This is a genomic window from Algibacter luteus (assembly GCF_900141715.1).
Taxonomy (GTDB): Bacteria; Bacteroidota; Bacteroidia; order Flavobacteriales; family Flavobacteriaceae; genus Arenitalea; species Arenitalea lutea.
In genome coordinates, this window is the sequence record NZ_FQYK01000001.1 from 224,170 (window position 1) to 240,016 (window position 15,847).

The following is a 15,847-nucleotide window of genomic DNA, read 5'->3' on the forward strand; positions in this document are numbered from 1 at the left end:
TTAAAAAAGCCAGCAAAATATAAATTTTGCTGGCTTTTTTTAATGAAATCTACACCTATTTTATTATCAATTTTCCATGATAGAATCTTTGATTATCATCTTGCACTTTTATTAAATAAAGCCCAGGTTTAAATCGTCCGTTATTTTCAATATCGATTCTATTGGTGCTCATTGTATTTTGATATATTATTTTACCAAGCATATCATTTATTATAATAGTTCCTCTATTCCCACCATTAAGTAATACGGTAAAACTATTGGTTGCTGGATTAGGAAAAATCTTTGCAGAAAATGGATTAGTATCTACCTCATTAACACTTAAAGTAGTAGATTCAACAATCCATTTTGATCTATCGTCTGTGTTTCCAATGTGCTCAATAATCCCGTTCACATTATGATAGATATAATTTGAACCGTTTCGCGTCTGGAATTGATAGGTACCATCACCGCTATTATAAATGACTGTAAACTGTTTATCTGTATCTTCTCTAGGTGCTCCAAATCCAGTATTAATAATGTCATTTGGCGGGTTGCCAGCAGCTCTTAGGATACCTCTGTCCGATCTTTTACTTTCTATATTATAATAATTCCCAGCTTTAACAAACTCCCATTCTTTATCACCAGAAACCACATTATTATCATTATCGCTTTCAACAACATCAGCACCTACAGAATGAAGATATTTACCCGTTACAAAATTCTTTATTGCATAGACATCACCCGTCAAATCGGTAGGGTCAAACACTTGAATGTTCGCAGTAATTACGGAAGAAGACACGGTTTCGTTACTTGCATTATATGCTATTGCTTGTAATGAATAAGTTCCGGCTACGCTCGGTGTCCAACTTACCGAATAAGGTTCGGTTGCATCATCAGCAAAAAATGCTCCATTAACCCAAAATTCAACTTTTGAAATACTTCCATTTTCATCAACGGCATTTGCTGAAATTTGTATCGTTTCTCCTAAATTATATGTTTCGTCATTAAATGGAGATGTTAGTGAAACTCTAAAAGGTTCTTGTATAATATCTAAATCAATAATTTGTAAATAAAGAGGTTGTGCATTTCCTGATTTATTCTCCATCAAATAGTAATAGAGTTTTCCGTTATTAATATGCACTCTACCATGATCAAAAGTTTTTCCAGAAGTAGCTTGATAAACAGTGGTGAAATTATTTGTACCACCTTCTGTCTTTTGAATAAACACCCTATTATTTTTTAAACCTATAATAAAAACACTGTCTCCCGATGTATAAATAGAAGTTCCTCCTGCAAAATCTTCTGTAGTTATAAAATCTGTTGCACCCGCTGGTTTGTAGGTATGTAGATATTTGGTAACGTTGTATTGATTATCCTTTACCTTGCTGATGATATGCACATCACCGTTATCAGTAACCGTCCAATCAAAATCTGCAACAATATGAACTTGGTCTATTTGAGTTGTTTGTACATAATCACCAGGTTCCATCACTTTTATAAAATCGGCATCATATAAGGGTAAATTAAAGCTTTGACCTTGGTGGTTTTTCCATCCAGATGCGCCGCTTTGATCATCAGAATAGGCATAATATACTCCATTTTGATATTGGTACTTATCTACCTTATTTTCTCTTCGCTGAAAACCAATTCTGATTTTTCCGTCTACATATTTCATATTTCCATAAAGCCCCCAGTTATAATCTACTCCTGGTTGGTTTTTGGCATTTAGAACATTGAAATGTGTAAAATTCGACCAAGTAGAAGTATTGGCGTCGTATTTCGAAAATTTGTATGCCCCATTATTGTTTCCACCTTCACGCATGTACATAAATACATCACCTGCATCATTTAAGAAAAACTGCGGATAAGTAAGCGCAGAAAAATTACTGTATTCTTCATTAGGGTAACCAGGTCTTCCACTATTTAAGGATAAATGTTTATAAACGCCGGGGTTAGATGGTTTTTCTACAAACTTATCTAAAGTAAATTCAGCATCAGAAACCGATGCTACACCTGCTATCGAGTATGAATACCTAAAATAATCATCACTCAAACTACCATCAGAAGGCCTTGAGTTACTATACGCGTGCATATCATAAAGTAGATGAATACTACCATCAATTGGACTTACCGCAACAGCAATGGTGTTATGCGATTCTCCAATCCACCATTTATTTTGATAGCCAGTATGCCTATGAGGAAACTCAATAGTTGCCATGGTACCTGTTAGTGTATTGTAACGTGTTAACATCACATGGCGATCTGCTTTTGGGCCACGATACCATGTCATGAAAACATAGTCTCCATAGGTTTTTATACAATCGCCATGAGCCGAAATACTACGCCCAAAAAAATAATCATAAGGCGCATTATCTCCTGTATTTGACGCTCCACTGGTCACCTTACTACCATCGAAATGTAAACCAAAATCGGTAATTTTAATTTCGTTCTCTAATACGACTTGAGAATTTAAAATAAAGGAAAACATAAATAAAACACATAATAGAACACAATTATGATATCTCATTTTGTGAGAGCAACTTTTTTTCATAGCGTTTTTTTACTAATCTATTTATATATTAGTGCATAAAAATACGTTCATTTTATTTATAAACTATCCTGCGCTATACTGCAGAAAATATTCAAATAAAAACATGATTAAAGCAATTAAGACTCTTTGTGAAAAAATATTAAGTAAAAACTAACACTCTACTTTGTAGTGAAACTCCAAACTTGCCCAATACTTACACCTCCTTTATCATCTCTCACGACCACTTTAAAGTAATACGTAGATGCCGCACTTAAACCTGTAGCATTATAATTGGTCTCAGATTGGTTTTCAGAAACTTTTGTTGAGGCATCTGAGTTAGTATCCAAATAAACATCATAGGTTAAAGGATCTCCATCAGCATCTGATGCTGACCAAATTAAAGTCGTACTCGTTCCGTCTACTTCTGAGTTTAATGCAGGCGCAACTAGACTTGGTGCAAATGGCACATGATTACTAACTCCATCTCCTTCTGTTAAAAATTGCATCGCTGGAGAGTATGCGCTTGCTGCGGACTTATTATCGGTTGCCTTTATACGCCAGTAGAAGGCTTTTCCTTTTTCCAAACTAATCAATTTGGATAACGAAGCACTAGTTTCTATCTTTGATATTGGAGAAAAACTATTATTCTCTGAAATTTCTACAGTATATGTTATTCTATTTTCCTCGGCGTCTGTAGACGCATCCCACACAAAAACAATATTGTTATTAATACAAATCGCATTGTTTAATGGATAAACTTGGATTGGTACTGTCGGTGCAGTATTTTCTTCTGGCATTTGCGTCTCGTCTGAATCATCTCCACCGCCGCTGCAAGACATCATAATCAATCCTACAGCTACAATTAAATATAAGTATGTCTTTTTCATTTTATTTCTTTATCACTTTAACAAATACTGGTTGCTCAGCATTAACTTTTACAAAATAAATACCATTTGGCTTATCCTCTAAATTCAATTGCACTTTACCAGCGTTTACTGTATAGGTTTTAGAAACAATTAATTGAGATTGCATGTTGTATACTTCTAAATCTATTGTTTTTATGTCATTTGGAATATACATCTCAAATAATCCGTTTGTAGGGTTTGGATACGCCTTGAGTTCTTGAAGTAAGTCAACTGTTTTTACCATCTCACCTTGACAGGCTTCCTTACTTTTTATTTGAATATTATCACCATGATTTACATCTACAGAAAAGTTTAATTGATACGTTTCAAATAATTTTTGCCCATTTTTTATAACAGTAAAAGGTGCTTTCCCTGTTTGCACAGAAACTGTTGCTGATTTTTTACTAATACTAATTTTACCTGTTAAGCCTTCTGCTGCTGCTATGGTTACCTCATAGCAATGACTAAAATCTTTCCCAACAACATCTATACACAAATCATAAGTTCCGGGACTTAAACCTTCAATAGTTTTATCTTTTGTAAAATCGTAGTTAACACCATCTATAATGGCCACGTAATCATGCACTGCATTACCGCTAATTATTAACTTGCCATTGTCCGTACCTGAACAGGTCTCACCTTTGGTCTGAATAGTAAAATTATTAGGACCCAATGGATTTATAGGCACGATATCTAAATCAATAATTTGTAGATACAATGGTTGTTGATCTCCAGATTGTCTTTCCATCAAATAATAATACAATTTTCCATCGCTAATTGTAACAACACCATGTCGAAAACGTTTTCCTGAAGTTGCTTCATAAACTTTAACGAAGTTATTTGTACCCCCCTCAGATTTCTCCACAAAAATTTGTCCAGACGAATTTAATCCAATTATAAAAATATCGTTTCCTGATGTGTATAATGTAGAAGCTCCAGAAAAATCTGTGCTTGTTATGAAATCTGATGCCCCATTTGGTTTGTATGTGTGTACATGCTTGGTAACATTATTTTCGTCATCTCTTACCTGTCCTATAATATGAACATCTCCTTTTTGCGTAACAGTCCAATCGAAACCACCAACCATATATACCATATTTTTTTGTGTGGTTTCTACCAAATCTCCAGGTTCATATACCAAAAGATCATCAGCATCCCTCAACGGTATGGTGATATCTTCTCCTTTATGATTTTTCCATTGGGATGCTCCCGATTGATCATCAGAATAACCGTAATAAAATCCGTTTTGATATAGATATTTATCTTCTTGATTATTTAATCTTCTTTGAAAACCTATGCCAATTTTACCATTCAAGTATTTTAAACTACCATACATCCCCCAGTTGTATTCTTGACCAAAGTTTGAGGCATTAGGTTGTGCGAACTGAATAAAATCTGACCATGTTGAACTTGACGCATCATATTTTGCAAAATGATAGCCTCCATTTGGGCTTGACCCCTTTCGCATTGAGAAAAATAAATCTCCTAAATCATTCAAAAAAAACTGTGGGTATGTAAATCCTGAAAAGACCGCATGATTATCTACTCCATTTAAGCTTAAATGTGTATAATCTCCATCCACATCATTTTCTTCCACGAATAAACTTAATACAAATTCATCATCCGAAACCTCAGCAGCATTTTTTACAGAATAAGCATATCTAAAATAATCTTCACTCAAACTTCCATCAGCAGGTCTAGTTCTTGAATAGGCATGCATATCAAAAAGTAAATGAATTGTACCATCTAAAGGACTAACACCTACAGCTAAAGTGTTATGTGATTCTCCAATCCACCATATATTTCTAAACCCTGTATGTCTGTGTGGAAATTCAATTGTCTTTTTGGTACCCGTTATTGTATTATAGCGCGTTAACATCATGTTACGATTATTTTTCCCTCCTTTATACCACGTTACAAAAACGTAGTTTTTATAGGTAGTAATACAATCCCCATGTGCTGAAATTTGAGGACCAAAAGCATAATCATACCCTGTTGAAGAATTTGCTGCATCTTCACCAACTTTTTTGCCATCAAAATGCAAACCTAAGTCGGTAATTTTAATTTCGTTTTCTAATACGACTTGAGCAAAACTAGTCTGTACAAAGCATATTGCGATTAATACACAGATGTTTTTTATTAAAATCCGTGAGATCCCTCTCGTTATATTCATGCTGTTTTTTTTATTAAAATTTGAAACTTTAAATAAAATTAGCAAATAAATCATTTGGTGGCATCCTGTCCTATCCTGAATTCTAACCTTCTTCAGTTAAAAATATTTTAGCACTTAATTTTCCAATAATCCTAACTCTGTTGTGAGCCAAATTTTTAGTTCTTTGGTCCAATCAATCCCCGTTCTATTGAAATTAAACCCAAAACCATGTCCTCCTTTTTCTAAGGCAGTATACTTGTATTTGATGTTATATTTTTCTAAACTATCACAATAAACTACACTGTTTTGATATACAACAGATTTATCATCCAAAGCATGTATTATATAAGTTGGAGGTGTTGAAACATTTACTTGATTTTCCATTGAATAATAATCGAGTAAAGTTTGGTCATTAAATTTATTCGCCAACAATCTTTTATAGGAACCCTTATGTCGATATGGCAAATTGAATGACATAACAGGATACATCAAAATAGTAGCTGTTATTTTTAAATCATCTTGTTTCACATTAGGAGCAATAATAGAATCTTTTAAATTACTTAAAGAAGCTGCTAGGTGACCTCCTGCCGAAGACCCGATTACAACAATTTTTTCTCTATTAACCGACCAATTTGAAGCATTCTGATGAACCAATGATAACGCTTTTTGCGCATCACAAAGAGGTACTTGTTCTTGAGAATTAACAATTAATGTGTCGGGAAGTCTATATTTTAAAACTGCCACTACGTTAAATCCCATATCCAAAAAATATTTAGCTTTATTGGCGCCATTATTTTTCCCGATGGTTACATTGGCATATCCTCCGCCTGGACAAAACAACATCGCAGCTCCGTTATTTTTCAAGTTTTTGTTTTTATAGACATAAAGCATGGGCTCTGATATTTGCGTATATCGTATACCTGCCCCATCAAGCTTTTCATTTAGTAAAATCTCTTTTTTATTAAAAGGAATTGATTCATTTTGCCAAAGCTTAATGGTTTGTAAGTTATAATCTTGACTAAACAGACTTGACACATTTATTAAAATGCTAAATACTATTAGTTTTAATATTTTTTCACTCATTTTAATTATATTTTCTTTCATGAGTTCGCATTTTATTAGCAACTGCGTTATTATTAAAGTTCTGAGATTTTTGAATGATAAGGTTTTTTATAAATTATATTTAATAATTACGGCATATAAAACACTTCTTCTAAAGGAATAGAAACAGGTGAATTATCAGGATTAACCTCCATGATGTCTGCCATAAAATCCCACCATTTTTTCACAATATCATTGTTTGATAAATCTTGAGAGCCACCTGCACCTGATACTTTTTGAAACGCAAAAAGAGTACTGGTTTCTTCATCTAAAAATATGGAGTATTCACTTACCCCATTATCTTTTAATAATTTTTTCAACTCGGGCCAAAGCTCATCATGTCGTTTTTTGTACGCTTCTTTTTGACCTTTATTTAATTTCATTTTAAATGCTAATCTTTCCATTTATTATTTATTTAATCAACTCGAACTATTAATTCTTTATATATACCACCTAAATCTAAACTTCTTTTACTAGGAGAAGCATTACCTATGGAAACTATCGCAGTTCCTTTATGCCGTTTTTCTCTTCCTTCTTGGTCGATATAATTAAAGGCATTCGATTTGAGTTTAAATTCAAAGATTTTTGATTCTTTAGATTTCAGTTGTATACGCTTGAAATCTTTTAGTGAAGATAAAGGTACATTGTTATCATTCTCTTTAAGTGAGATATAAAGTTGTAAAATATCTTCTACGTCAAAATCTCCTGTATTTGTGATTTTAATTTTCACTTTTTGTGTTTCTTTCTTCTTTATTTTTTTTGAAGAAATACTTATATCTGATATATCTAATTTAGAATACGTGAGTCCATAACCAAAAGGATACATGGGTTCTTCAATCATGTATTTATATGTTCGCCCTGTCATGTTATAATCTTCGTAAAGCGGAAGTTGCTCAATATTTTTTGGAAATGTAATTGGCAATTTCCCAGAAGGTGATACATCGCCAAATATAACATCTGCAATAGCATTACCGCCTTGTTCTCCTGGGTACCACGCATAAATTACAGCATCTGCTAATTCACTCACTTCAGTTAAATCTAATGGACAACCAGCAAAAACAACAACAATCAAAGGTTTATCATGGTTGCCTCTCATTTTTCTTAAATACGCCATTTGATTTTCAGGCAATTGCATAGTGATATTATCTCCTTTATTTGAAGACCCAATGGCTTCATTTTCTTCCCCTTCCATAACAATGGTAAGACCTAAAGCAATAATTGTAGCATCTGCTTTTCCAGCTAAATGGCTGTAATTATCGCCATCATTACTGTTTGAATGATTGATTAAAGTTCCAGCTCTATATTGAACTCTTGTAATTGGCGATACTTTGCCTACAACACCTTCAACAAGTGTCACTAAATTATCTCCCAAACCATGATAATTGCCAATAAGTGTACGAACATCTCCTGCCAGCGGGCCACTTATATAAAGTTGTTCTAAATCTTTTTTAATAGGAAGTACATTATCATTTTTTAAAAGCACCACCGATTTTTGTGCCACTTCTCTGGTAAGATTAATGTTTTTTGCAGAGTGAATAACATCTAAACTAATATGAGCATATGGATTTACTTCAGGGCTGTCAAACATTCCCAATTTAAAACGTGTTTTTAATAACGGACGCAAACCATTATTAATATCATCTTCTGTAACCAAACCTTGTTGAAAGGCACTATACAAGGTACTATATGTGTTCCCGCAATTTAAATTTGTACCACTCTTTAACGCTAACGCCGCAGATTCTTCTGGAGTTGTTGTTAATTTATGAAACTTATGAAAATTTCTAATGGCTCCGCAATCACTTACAACGTGACCTTTAAAACCCCAATTATCTCTTAAAATGGTTTGCAGTAAAGTTGGACTACCGCAACAAGCTTCGTTATTTGTTCTATTGTAAGCGCACATTACTGCTTCAACACCAGCATCTACGCATGCTTTAAACGCAGGTAAATACGTTTCATTTAAATCTTGAGGATTTACAATGGCGTTGAAACTATGTCGTTGCGCTTCAGGACCGCTATGAACCGCATAATGTTTGGCACATGCTGCAGTTTTTAAATATTTAGGATGATTACCTTGCATGCCTTTTATAAAAGATGCTCCTATTTGACCTGAAAGAAATGGATCTTCACCATAAGTTTCCTGACCTCTTCCCCATCGAGGGTCTCTAAAGATATTAACATTTGGACTCCAAAAAGACAAACCCATATAACGAATAAAATTGCCGTTATTTTTTACCAAATAATTGTTTACCGCTCTGGCTTCATCGGAAATAGCATTACCTACATCTTGTATTAAATCTTTGTCGAATGTAGAAGCCAACCCTATAGCTTGAGGAAAAATAGTTGCTTTCGGACCTCTTGCAACACCATGTAATGCTTCATTCCACCAGTCATACGATTTTATATCTAATCGATTAACAGCAGAACTTGCATTGAGTAACTGTGATATTTTTTCTTCTAGAGTTAGGCAATTCATTAAGATTTCAACACGCTCGTCAAAACTTAAATTACTATCCGTCCATGGTTTTAGTTCACAGTTTGATTGCGCTCTCAAACTAAATGAAAAAGCAATTGTTAGCGTTAATAATAGAAAATAGTTTTTTTTGAATGGTTTCATAAAATCACCGATTAATTACATTGATATATTAAAGCGGTTGGTCTGTTATTTAAGCCTATTGCTTTAAACATTTACAGACTAACATTTTAATTAAATATAAAAAAAATCATCCTGTCTTTAAACTGAAAGACAGGATGATTTAAAGTTATTTAACAAAGGATTTAAACTTATTCTTTAATAATTTTTTTGCTATAGCTTCCGTTATCACCTACCATTTTTACAATGTATAAGCCACTTGCAAGCGTACTAACGTCCATATTTAAAGTTGACGCTCCATCTACTTTAATTGACATAACTTGTTTACCAAGTAAGCTATAAATGTTCACATCTTTAACATTCTGAGTTAAACCTTTGATAGTTAACTCATCATTTACTGGGTTTGATACAAAAATTGAGCTTGTATCAAAGTCCGCAGCACTTAATAAAGAATTAAGAATGAAACGAATTGGGCTAATTGTACCCGGATTTTGAAACAGTACTTGATCACCTGCTGCCGCTGGAGGCACACTATATCTTAAGTTTCCTTGTCCTGGAGGTTTAGCGAACAATGCATTGTTTCCAGTACCGGACCAACCAGTCGCTTTTCTCCTTTGAAACTGGTCAAAACCGTAGTTTGGATCCGCTGCATCACCTATCGGCTGACCTGGCACTACAGTAAGCCTAATTTCATCATCTGCTGGGGTCCCCCCAGTATAAGTTGATTGATCTACAGCCATGGCAAAGTCTCCAACACCAGGAATGGTTGCCCAAATTTCGACATACCCACTAGATGCTGGGGTTCTATGGTCCGTTACAGTCCAAAGTTGTGTTGGATCATCACCTGGTAATTCTGCTGCCCATTCTAAATCACCAGTAGTGGTAGAAATGGTCATATAAAGTTCTGGAGTCAAACCACATGTTGCAAGCTTATAAACACCAGGATCAAGCCATAATTCAGGACATGGTTGAGCGTGTACTTGAAGCGCAAACATAGTTAGCATCAAAAATGTTGTAATTTTTAAAGTAATTTTTTTCATAATTAATTAAATTTTAGTTTTAGTTAATGTATAACTGGATTAATAATGCTACAATTTATATTTTATTGGTTTATTTACTATCCTGTAGTATCCTGTAAAAATTTCGGACAAAAAAATAAAAGGGAACAAAATGCTCCCTTTTTAAGCTGTTACAAGTTATATGTTAGTTAACGGTTAGCGTTATTTTTTGTAAATCTTTTTCTAAAGATGAACTTCCAACTGAAACTGTAAATGTTCCAGGTTCTACAACTTTTTTCAAGTCTTGATTTAAAACATTAAGCTCATCAAAACCTAATTTGAATGTTACTGTTTTCGTTTCGCCTGGATTTAAAGTGATTCGTTCAAAGCCTTTGAGCAATTTCAGGTATCTTCCTACGGATGCAAAATCGTCTCGCACATACATTTGCACAACTTCATCTCCAACTTTATTTCCAGTATTTGTAACTTCAACTGAAACTGAGGTTGTTCCATCTGTATTAATGACTTCGTTTTCCAATTTTGGTGTACCATATTTAAATGTAGTATAACTTAAACCATAGCCAAACGGAAATAAGGGTGACTTATCACTAAATCTATACTTTCCTTTTCCAGATCCAATAAAGTCAGGACGCTCAAGATAAGTTACAGGCACTTGCCCAACGGATCGCGGAAAAGACATGGTTAACTTACCTCCTGGATTTACGTCTCCAAAAATAACATTGGCAACCGCATCACCTGCCCTCATGCCTCCATACCACGTTTCAAGTACAGATGGTATATTTTCGGCAATGTAGTTTATACTTAATGGACGTCCATTAATTAGAACCACAATTACTGGCTTTCCAGTTTTATGAATGGCCTCTACTAATTCATTTTGAACGCCATATAAATCAAGATCAGAACGGTCTCCGCCTTCACCACAGGTTCTATGAGAGCTACCCACCACTAAAACAACAGCATCAGATTTTTTTGCAGCAGAAACAGCCTCAGGAAACCCTTCTTTTGAAAAACTATCAATATCACAACCTTTGGCATAGTTTATTTTTACTTTATCACCTACTTTTTTCTTTAATCCATCAAGAACTGAAACATAATATGGTGGTAACCCTGAATATCCACCCAATAATTTATATGTTCCCTTTTTTGGTCTTTCTTCGTGAGCATTAGGCCCAATTACCGCTAAGGATTTTATTTTTGATAAATCTATGGGTAAGAGATTATTATCATTTTTTAGCATGATAATAGATTTTTCGGCTAACTCTAATGCAAACTCACGATGTTCATCACGACCAGCATTTACTGTTTCCTCGTCAATTTCTTTTGGCTCTTCATCAAATAAACCTAATTTATATTTTGCGGTTAAAATACGGGATGTCGCTTTGTCTATATAAGGCATCAATGAAGGATCCTGAGTTACTGTATCCTTCAAAATATTGCTGTGATACGTTGCTAATTCAACATTCTTCCCAATTACCAAGTCCATATCAACTCCCGCTTTTAATCCTAAAATAGCAGCTTTAGTTCTGGTTTCAGGAATGAAATGCATGGTCTCTAATCTTCCTACATCATTATTATCTGAAACAATAAAACCATCAAATCCTAGCTCATCTCTTAAGATATCCTTTAACAACCATGTATTCATATGACATGGCACGCCGTTAAAATCTTGATGCCCTGGCATAACAGAACCTACTTGTGCTTCCTTTACTGCCGCCTCAAACGGAGGCAGGTAAACCTCACGTAAACGACGTTCAGACATGTCGCTAAATCCTCCATTTATACCACGTCGGTTTTCTGGGTATCCAACAAAATGTTTTGCCGTTGCAATCACATGATTTTCATCAAATTGCTCATCACCTGTACCCTGTAAACCTTGAATAAATGCAACACCCATTCGAGAAACTAAATAAGGGTCTTCACCATACGATTCTTCAACACGACCGTAGCGCGCATCTCCTGCGTAAACATCCAAATTAGGTGAGTAACAATGTGTAACACCCAAAGTACGTGCTTCTAGTGCTGTTTGAGATGCCATTTTTTTAATGAGTCCTGGCTCCCAAGTTGAAGCACAAGCCACCGCTTGTGGATAAACAGTGGTATTACCATAATAGTCAAGCACAAGCCATAATCCATGTAATGCCTCTCCATATTTCATATAAGGAATACCTAGTCTGTCATTAGCAGGAGCATCTTGTGTCATTTCTGCTATTTTTTCGTCTAGCGTCATTTCACTGATAAGTTGCTTTACTTTTTGAGCTATTTCGGAATCCTTTGGATTGACTTCTTTACTATCTTGTTTTGAATTACAACTCAAACAAGTTATTGCAATAAGGGTAATAAATAATACTTTTTTCATGGGTTATTTTATAGTTAGTTTCTTAATAGTTTCGGATTCCTGGAAGAATTTTTAAATTAACTTCTTCTTGGTTAAAAGGCCATTTTAATATAATTAGTTTTTGACTGTTCTCATCCCAAATAAAATCTGAAGGATTTGATCCTTCTGGTGCTTTATATATTTCTAATCCTACTTTTTTTAAAGGGTTGTAATACATTACAAAATCATCATTTATAATAATTGAAAAACCGTCAGGATAATGCCTGTTGGCACCAATAAAAATTTTGGAAGCACCTTTACTATTATCTGTTTTTATATTTAAATTTAAAGTTCTTGTGGCATGATTGAATAAAAACGATTGAATATCTCCTGCAATAGTTTGCGGAAAAGGACGTGAGATTACATCTGTAATATATTTACGTTCTACAGTTCCGGCATCTGTTTTATCACTAAAGATTGACCATGTTGAAGGCCCACCAGGAAGGAAATTTTGCATGGTTCTATTGCCCAAAAACCAAGCTTTTATGGAGCCAACGCCCATACGATCAAAAACTTCGGCGGTTCGTATATAGAGTTCTCTATATTTTAATTGCCCCAGATTACCTTCTATAATGGTATCTGTAGTTGCAAACGTTGGGAACCCCCATTCACCAATAAGAATTGGGGCCTTTAGCATATCAGATTCTTTATCGAATCTATCCATATTACGTTTTATAAAACTAATATCATTTTGGTATATATGTGGCGCAAAAATGATATTCTTTCGGTTGATAGGAGCCGTTATTTCTGAATATTGATTATTATCTATTTTCTCACCTTTGTTCATAAAGATGGACTGAAACAATATCATTTTGTCAGGATTTATTTTTTGGCTTTCATCAATGATTTTTTGATATAGAGGAATGAGGTATTTATTAGTAAGATCTTCATAAGAAATATCCATAGATAACTTTCTGGGTTCGTTAACTACGTCATAACCTAAAACGTATGGTTCATTGGCATATCTGTTCCAGATGACTTTCCAAGCATCCATGTAAGTTTGGTATTCATTCTTTTTGTTTTGCCAAAACTCTTCCCAAACAAACTTGTCTACACCGTAAACCGTCATTTTGAAAACCGTTTTGATATCTGAATGTCTACCTAATGCCACAAGAGAGTCTAATTTTTTAAGATAGTTAGGTTCAAGTTTACCACCAGGAAAATTACTAAGTTTACCCAGTTCTAAACGAACCACTTGGGTGTTAGCACCCATTCTTACCTGACGTACATAGTCATCACTATTAAAAAAAACTTCACCTTTATGATCATTCGTATTTATTACAAACCCTCTGGGTATGATGTGTCTTCCTAACTCATCTCTGAGACCATGTTTAATTTGTGAAAACGAATGCACGGTACTAAAAACAAAAACAAGTAGAATTAATCGAACTTTTACTAACATGATTAAAGATTTTGTATTTAATTAAAATGAGCTATTTCTTAAATCAAAAATAGCATGTTGATTTCAGATTTGTATCCTGTACCGTTCTGCAAAAAAGGAAATTTAAATAATAAGTTTATAGACTTAAAAAACGAGTGCATCATTTTACAAAAAATAAAAGACCGAAAGCATAAATCTTTCGGTCTTTTAACACTAAAACTAAACTAAATTTTATCTATATCCATTATTTGTTGGGTCTGACTCCAATAACGCTGGATTATTCTCTAACTCCTGCAAAGGAATTGGAAGTTTAACATGATAAGGTTTTATATTAGCTGCAGGGTTCCAAAATCTAAATTCTAAATTTTGAACAACATCAAGTAATATTCCCCATCTGATTAAGTCGTATCGTCTTGTACATTCTCCAGCCAACTCCCACTTACGCTCATCGTAAATAGCTTCTCTAAATTCTTGCTGACTAAGTCCTAAAATGGCTTCTGCTTCAACTTGAGTTGCATAAGCACGCTCTCTAATTGGTCTGATATACTCAAAAGCCGTATTTGGGTTTCCTCCTGGGCGCTCATTTTCACATTCGGCAGCCATTAAATGTACATCTGCTAAACGAAATATCATTCTGTTATCAGAGTGGTTAAAACGTGGAGATCTGTCTAATTCTAAATTCCAGAATTTTGCCATATATGGAAATACTAGATCGAAACCTAAATAGTTGTCTACAATATTTAACTCTCTTCTTAAATCATTCATCGGGAATTTCTCTGCAAAATCCTTTGATGCTATTTGTAATCCTGTACCATTAAAAGCTTCTCCTCTAGCTCTAAGTGCATCTCCTAAAGCACCTCTTTCATCTGTATTAAGAGGCTCATCTCTTAAACGTGGATTAAACATACTCGGTCTCCAGTTACTATTACCGGCAAAAGCGGCGCCAGGAAACGCTGGATCAAATTGGCCAGTAATATCTTTCGCAAAATCTAACGACCAAATAATCTCAGCATTATATTCATTAAACTGATCGAACACTTCATTATAAGTCGGCAATAAACTATGTGGCGATTGATTTATAATTTCTAAACATTTATCTAAACCTAATTGCCATTGCTGTTGCTTCATATAAATTTTAGCCATTACAATTGCAGCAGCCCATTTAGATGCTCTACCACTTTGATCGCCAGTATAAGCATCTTTTAAATTATCTTGCGCAAACTGTAAATCTTCTAAAACTCCAGCTATAATAGTAGCTTCAGGCGTTCTTCCTAAAGAACCAATTTCTTCTAAGGTTAACACTTCGGTATAATATGGCGCATCTCCCCAAAGATTAGTAATATGCCAGTAACATAAACCTCTAATAAATCTAGTATCAGCTATAATATCAGTTCGCGTTTCTTGAGTCCCTACAGCTTCGTTTCCCGTTACTCTATCAATAATTACATTAGCGTTTAATATGATTCTGTAAAAGTCTTTCCATGTATCAGAAACACTCATTTTTTGAACAGACACATCAGCTAATGCTTCATTCATCGAGTAATTACCTATCGGTTCTACAAAATTTGCGGCACGGTTAGGCTCAATAATATCGCAACCATTATCATAAAAATGATCAAGACCTACTTGCCCATAAATGGAATTGTTCTTTAAAATGGCATACATTCCTTGAACTGCCTGTCTTGCATCATTTTCCGAAGCAAAAAAGGTTTCAGGAGAAATAATTGCTTTTGGGTCTTCTTCTAAAAAACTTTCACAACTAAAGCTTGTGAAAACTATAAAGACGTATAAAATTATATTTTTTGTTTTCATG

10 protein-coding genes are annotated in these 15,847 nt (G+C 34.2%); all 10 read right to left on the reverse strand.

The genetic code is table 11. The features are described 5' to 3' along the window. Positions 1–55: 55 nt before the first annotated feature. A complete protein-coding gene (locus BUA46_RS00940) occupies positions 56–2,530 on the reverse strand; it encodes a T9SS type A sorting domain-containing protein (protein ID WP_083588500.1) in 2,475 nt (824 codons plus the stop codon). A 158-nt stretch (positions 2,531–2,688) separates the two neighbouring features. After that, positions 2,689–3,396, reverse strand: coding sequence for a fibronectin type III domain-containing protein (locus BUA46_RS00945; protein WP_019386969.1), 708 nt, complete (start codon positions 3,394–3,396; stop codon positions 2,689–2,691). A gap of 1 nt (position 3,397) precedes the next feature. Further along, the gene (locus tag BUA46_RS00950; protein WP_162129529.1) at positions 3,398–5,587 is read right to left on the reverse strand and encodes a T9SS type A sorting domain-containing protein; all 2,190 of its coding nucleotides are present in this window, start codon (positions 5,585–5,587) and stop codon (positions 3,398–3,400) included. A 114-nt stretch (positions 5,588–5,701) separates the two neighbouring features. Further along, complete coding sequence (locus BUA46_RS00955) at positions 5,702–6,670, reverse strand: alpha/beta hydrolase (protein ID WP_019386967.1); 969 nt, start codon at positions 6,668–6,670, stop codon at positions 5,702–5,704. An 86-nt stretch (positions 6,671–6,756) separates the two neighbouring features. Next, the gene (gene rhaM, locus BUA46_RS00960) at positions 6,757–7,071 is read right to left on the reverse strand and encodes an L-rhamnose mutarotase (RefSeq protein WP_019386966.1); all 315 of its coding nucleotides are present in this window, start codon (positions 7,069–7,071) and stop codon (positions 6,757–6,759) included. Positions 7,072–7,082: 11 nt separating this feature from the next. Next, a complete protein-coding gene (locus BUA46_RS00965; RefSeq protein ID WP_019386965.1) occupies positions 7,083–9,284 on the reverse strand; it encodes a glycoside hydrolase family 3 N-terminal domain-containing protein in 2,202 nt (733 codons plus the stop codon). A 167-nt stretch (positions 9,285–9,451) separates the two neighbouring features. Further along, positions 9,452–10,300: a T9SS type A sorting domain-containing protein gene (locus BUA46_RS00970; RefSeq protein ID WP_019386964.1), complete on the reverse strand. Its 849-nt coding sequence runs from the start codon at positions 10,298–10,300 to the stop codon at positions 9,452–9,454. Between the two features lie 163 nt (positions 10,301–10,463). Next, entirely contained in the window at positions 10,464–12,635 is a 2,172-nt protein-coding gene (locus BUA46_RS00975) for a beta-xylosidase (RefSeq protein ID WP_019386963.1), read from the reverse strand. A 22-nt stretch (positions 12,636–12,657) separates the two neighbouring features. Beyond that, the gene (locus BUA46_RS00980; RefSeq protein ID WP_019386962.1) at positions 12,658–14,055 is read right to left on the reverse strand and encodes a cellulase family glycosylhydrolase; all 1,398 of its coding nucleotides are present in this window, start codon (positions 14,053–14,055) and stop codon (positions 12,658–12,660) included. A 210-nt stretch (positions 14,056–14,265) separates the two neighbouring features. Continuing rightward, on the reverse strand, positions 14,266–15,846 hold the full coding sequence (locus tag BUA46_RS00985) for a RagB/SusD family nutrient uptake outer membrane protein (protein ID WP_019386961.1): 1,581 nt from the start codon (positions 15,844–15,846) through the stop codon (positions 14,266–14,268). Position 15,847: the final 1 nt, after the last annotated feature.

What these genes read in the sequence shown, in the direction of transcription:
- BUA46_RS00940 (WP_083588500.1), bottom strand. Translation starts at nt 2,530, where the DNA reads ATGAAAAAAAGTTGCTCTCACAAAATGAGATATCATAATTGTGTTCTA.
- BUA46_RS00945 (WP_019386969.1), bottom strand. Translation starts at nt 3,396, where the DNA reads ATGAAAAAGACATACTTATATTTAATTGTAGCTGTAGGATTGATTATG.
- BUA46_RS00950 (WP_162129529.1), bottom strand. Translation starts at nt 5,587, where the DNA reads ATGAATATAACGAGAGGGATCTCACGGATTTTAATAAAAAACATCTGT.
- BUA46_RS00955 (WP_019386967.1), bottom strand. Translation starts at nt 6,670, where the DNA reads ATGAAAGAAAATATAATTAAAATGAGTGAAAAAATATTAAAACTAATA.
- rhaM (WP_019386966.1), bottom strand. Translation starts at nt 7,071, where the DNA reads ATGGAAAGATTAGCATTTAAAATGAAATTAAATAAAGGTCAAAAAGAA.
- BUA46_RS00965 (WP_019386965.1), bottom strand. Translation starts at nt 9,284, where the DNA reads ATGAAACCATTCAAAAAAAACTATTTTCTATTATTAACGCTAACAATT.
- BUA46_RS00970 (WP_019386964.1), bottom strand. Translation starts at nt 10,300, where the DNA reads ATGAAAAAAATTACTTTAAAAATTACAACATTTTTGATGCTAACTATG.
- BUA46_RS00975 (WP_019386963.1), bottom strand. Translation starts at nt 12,635, where the DNA reads ATGAAAAAAGTATTATTTATTACCCTTATTGCAATAACTTGTTTGAGT.
- BUA46_RS00980 (WP_019386962.1), bottom strand. Translation starts at nt 14,055, where the DNA reads ATGTTAGTAAAAGTTCGATTAATTCTACTTGTTTTTGTTTTTAGTACC.
- BUA46_RS00985 (WP_019386961.1), bottom strand. Translation starts at nt 15,846, where the DNA reads ATGAAAACAAAAAATATAATTTTATACGTCTTTATAGTTTTCACAAGC.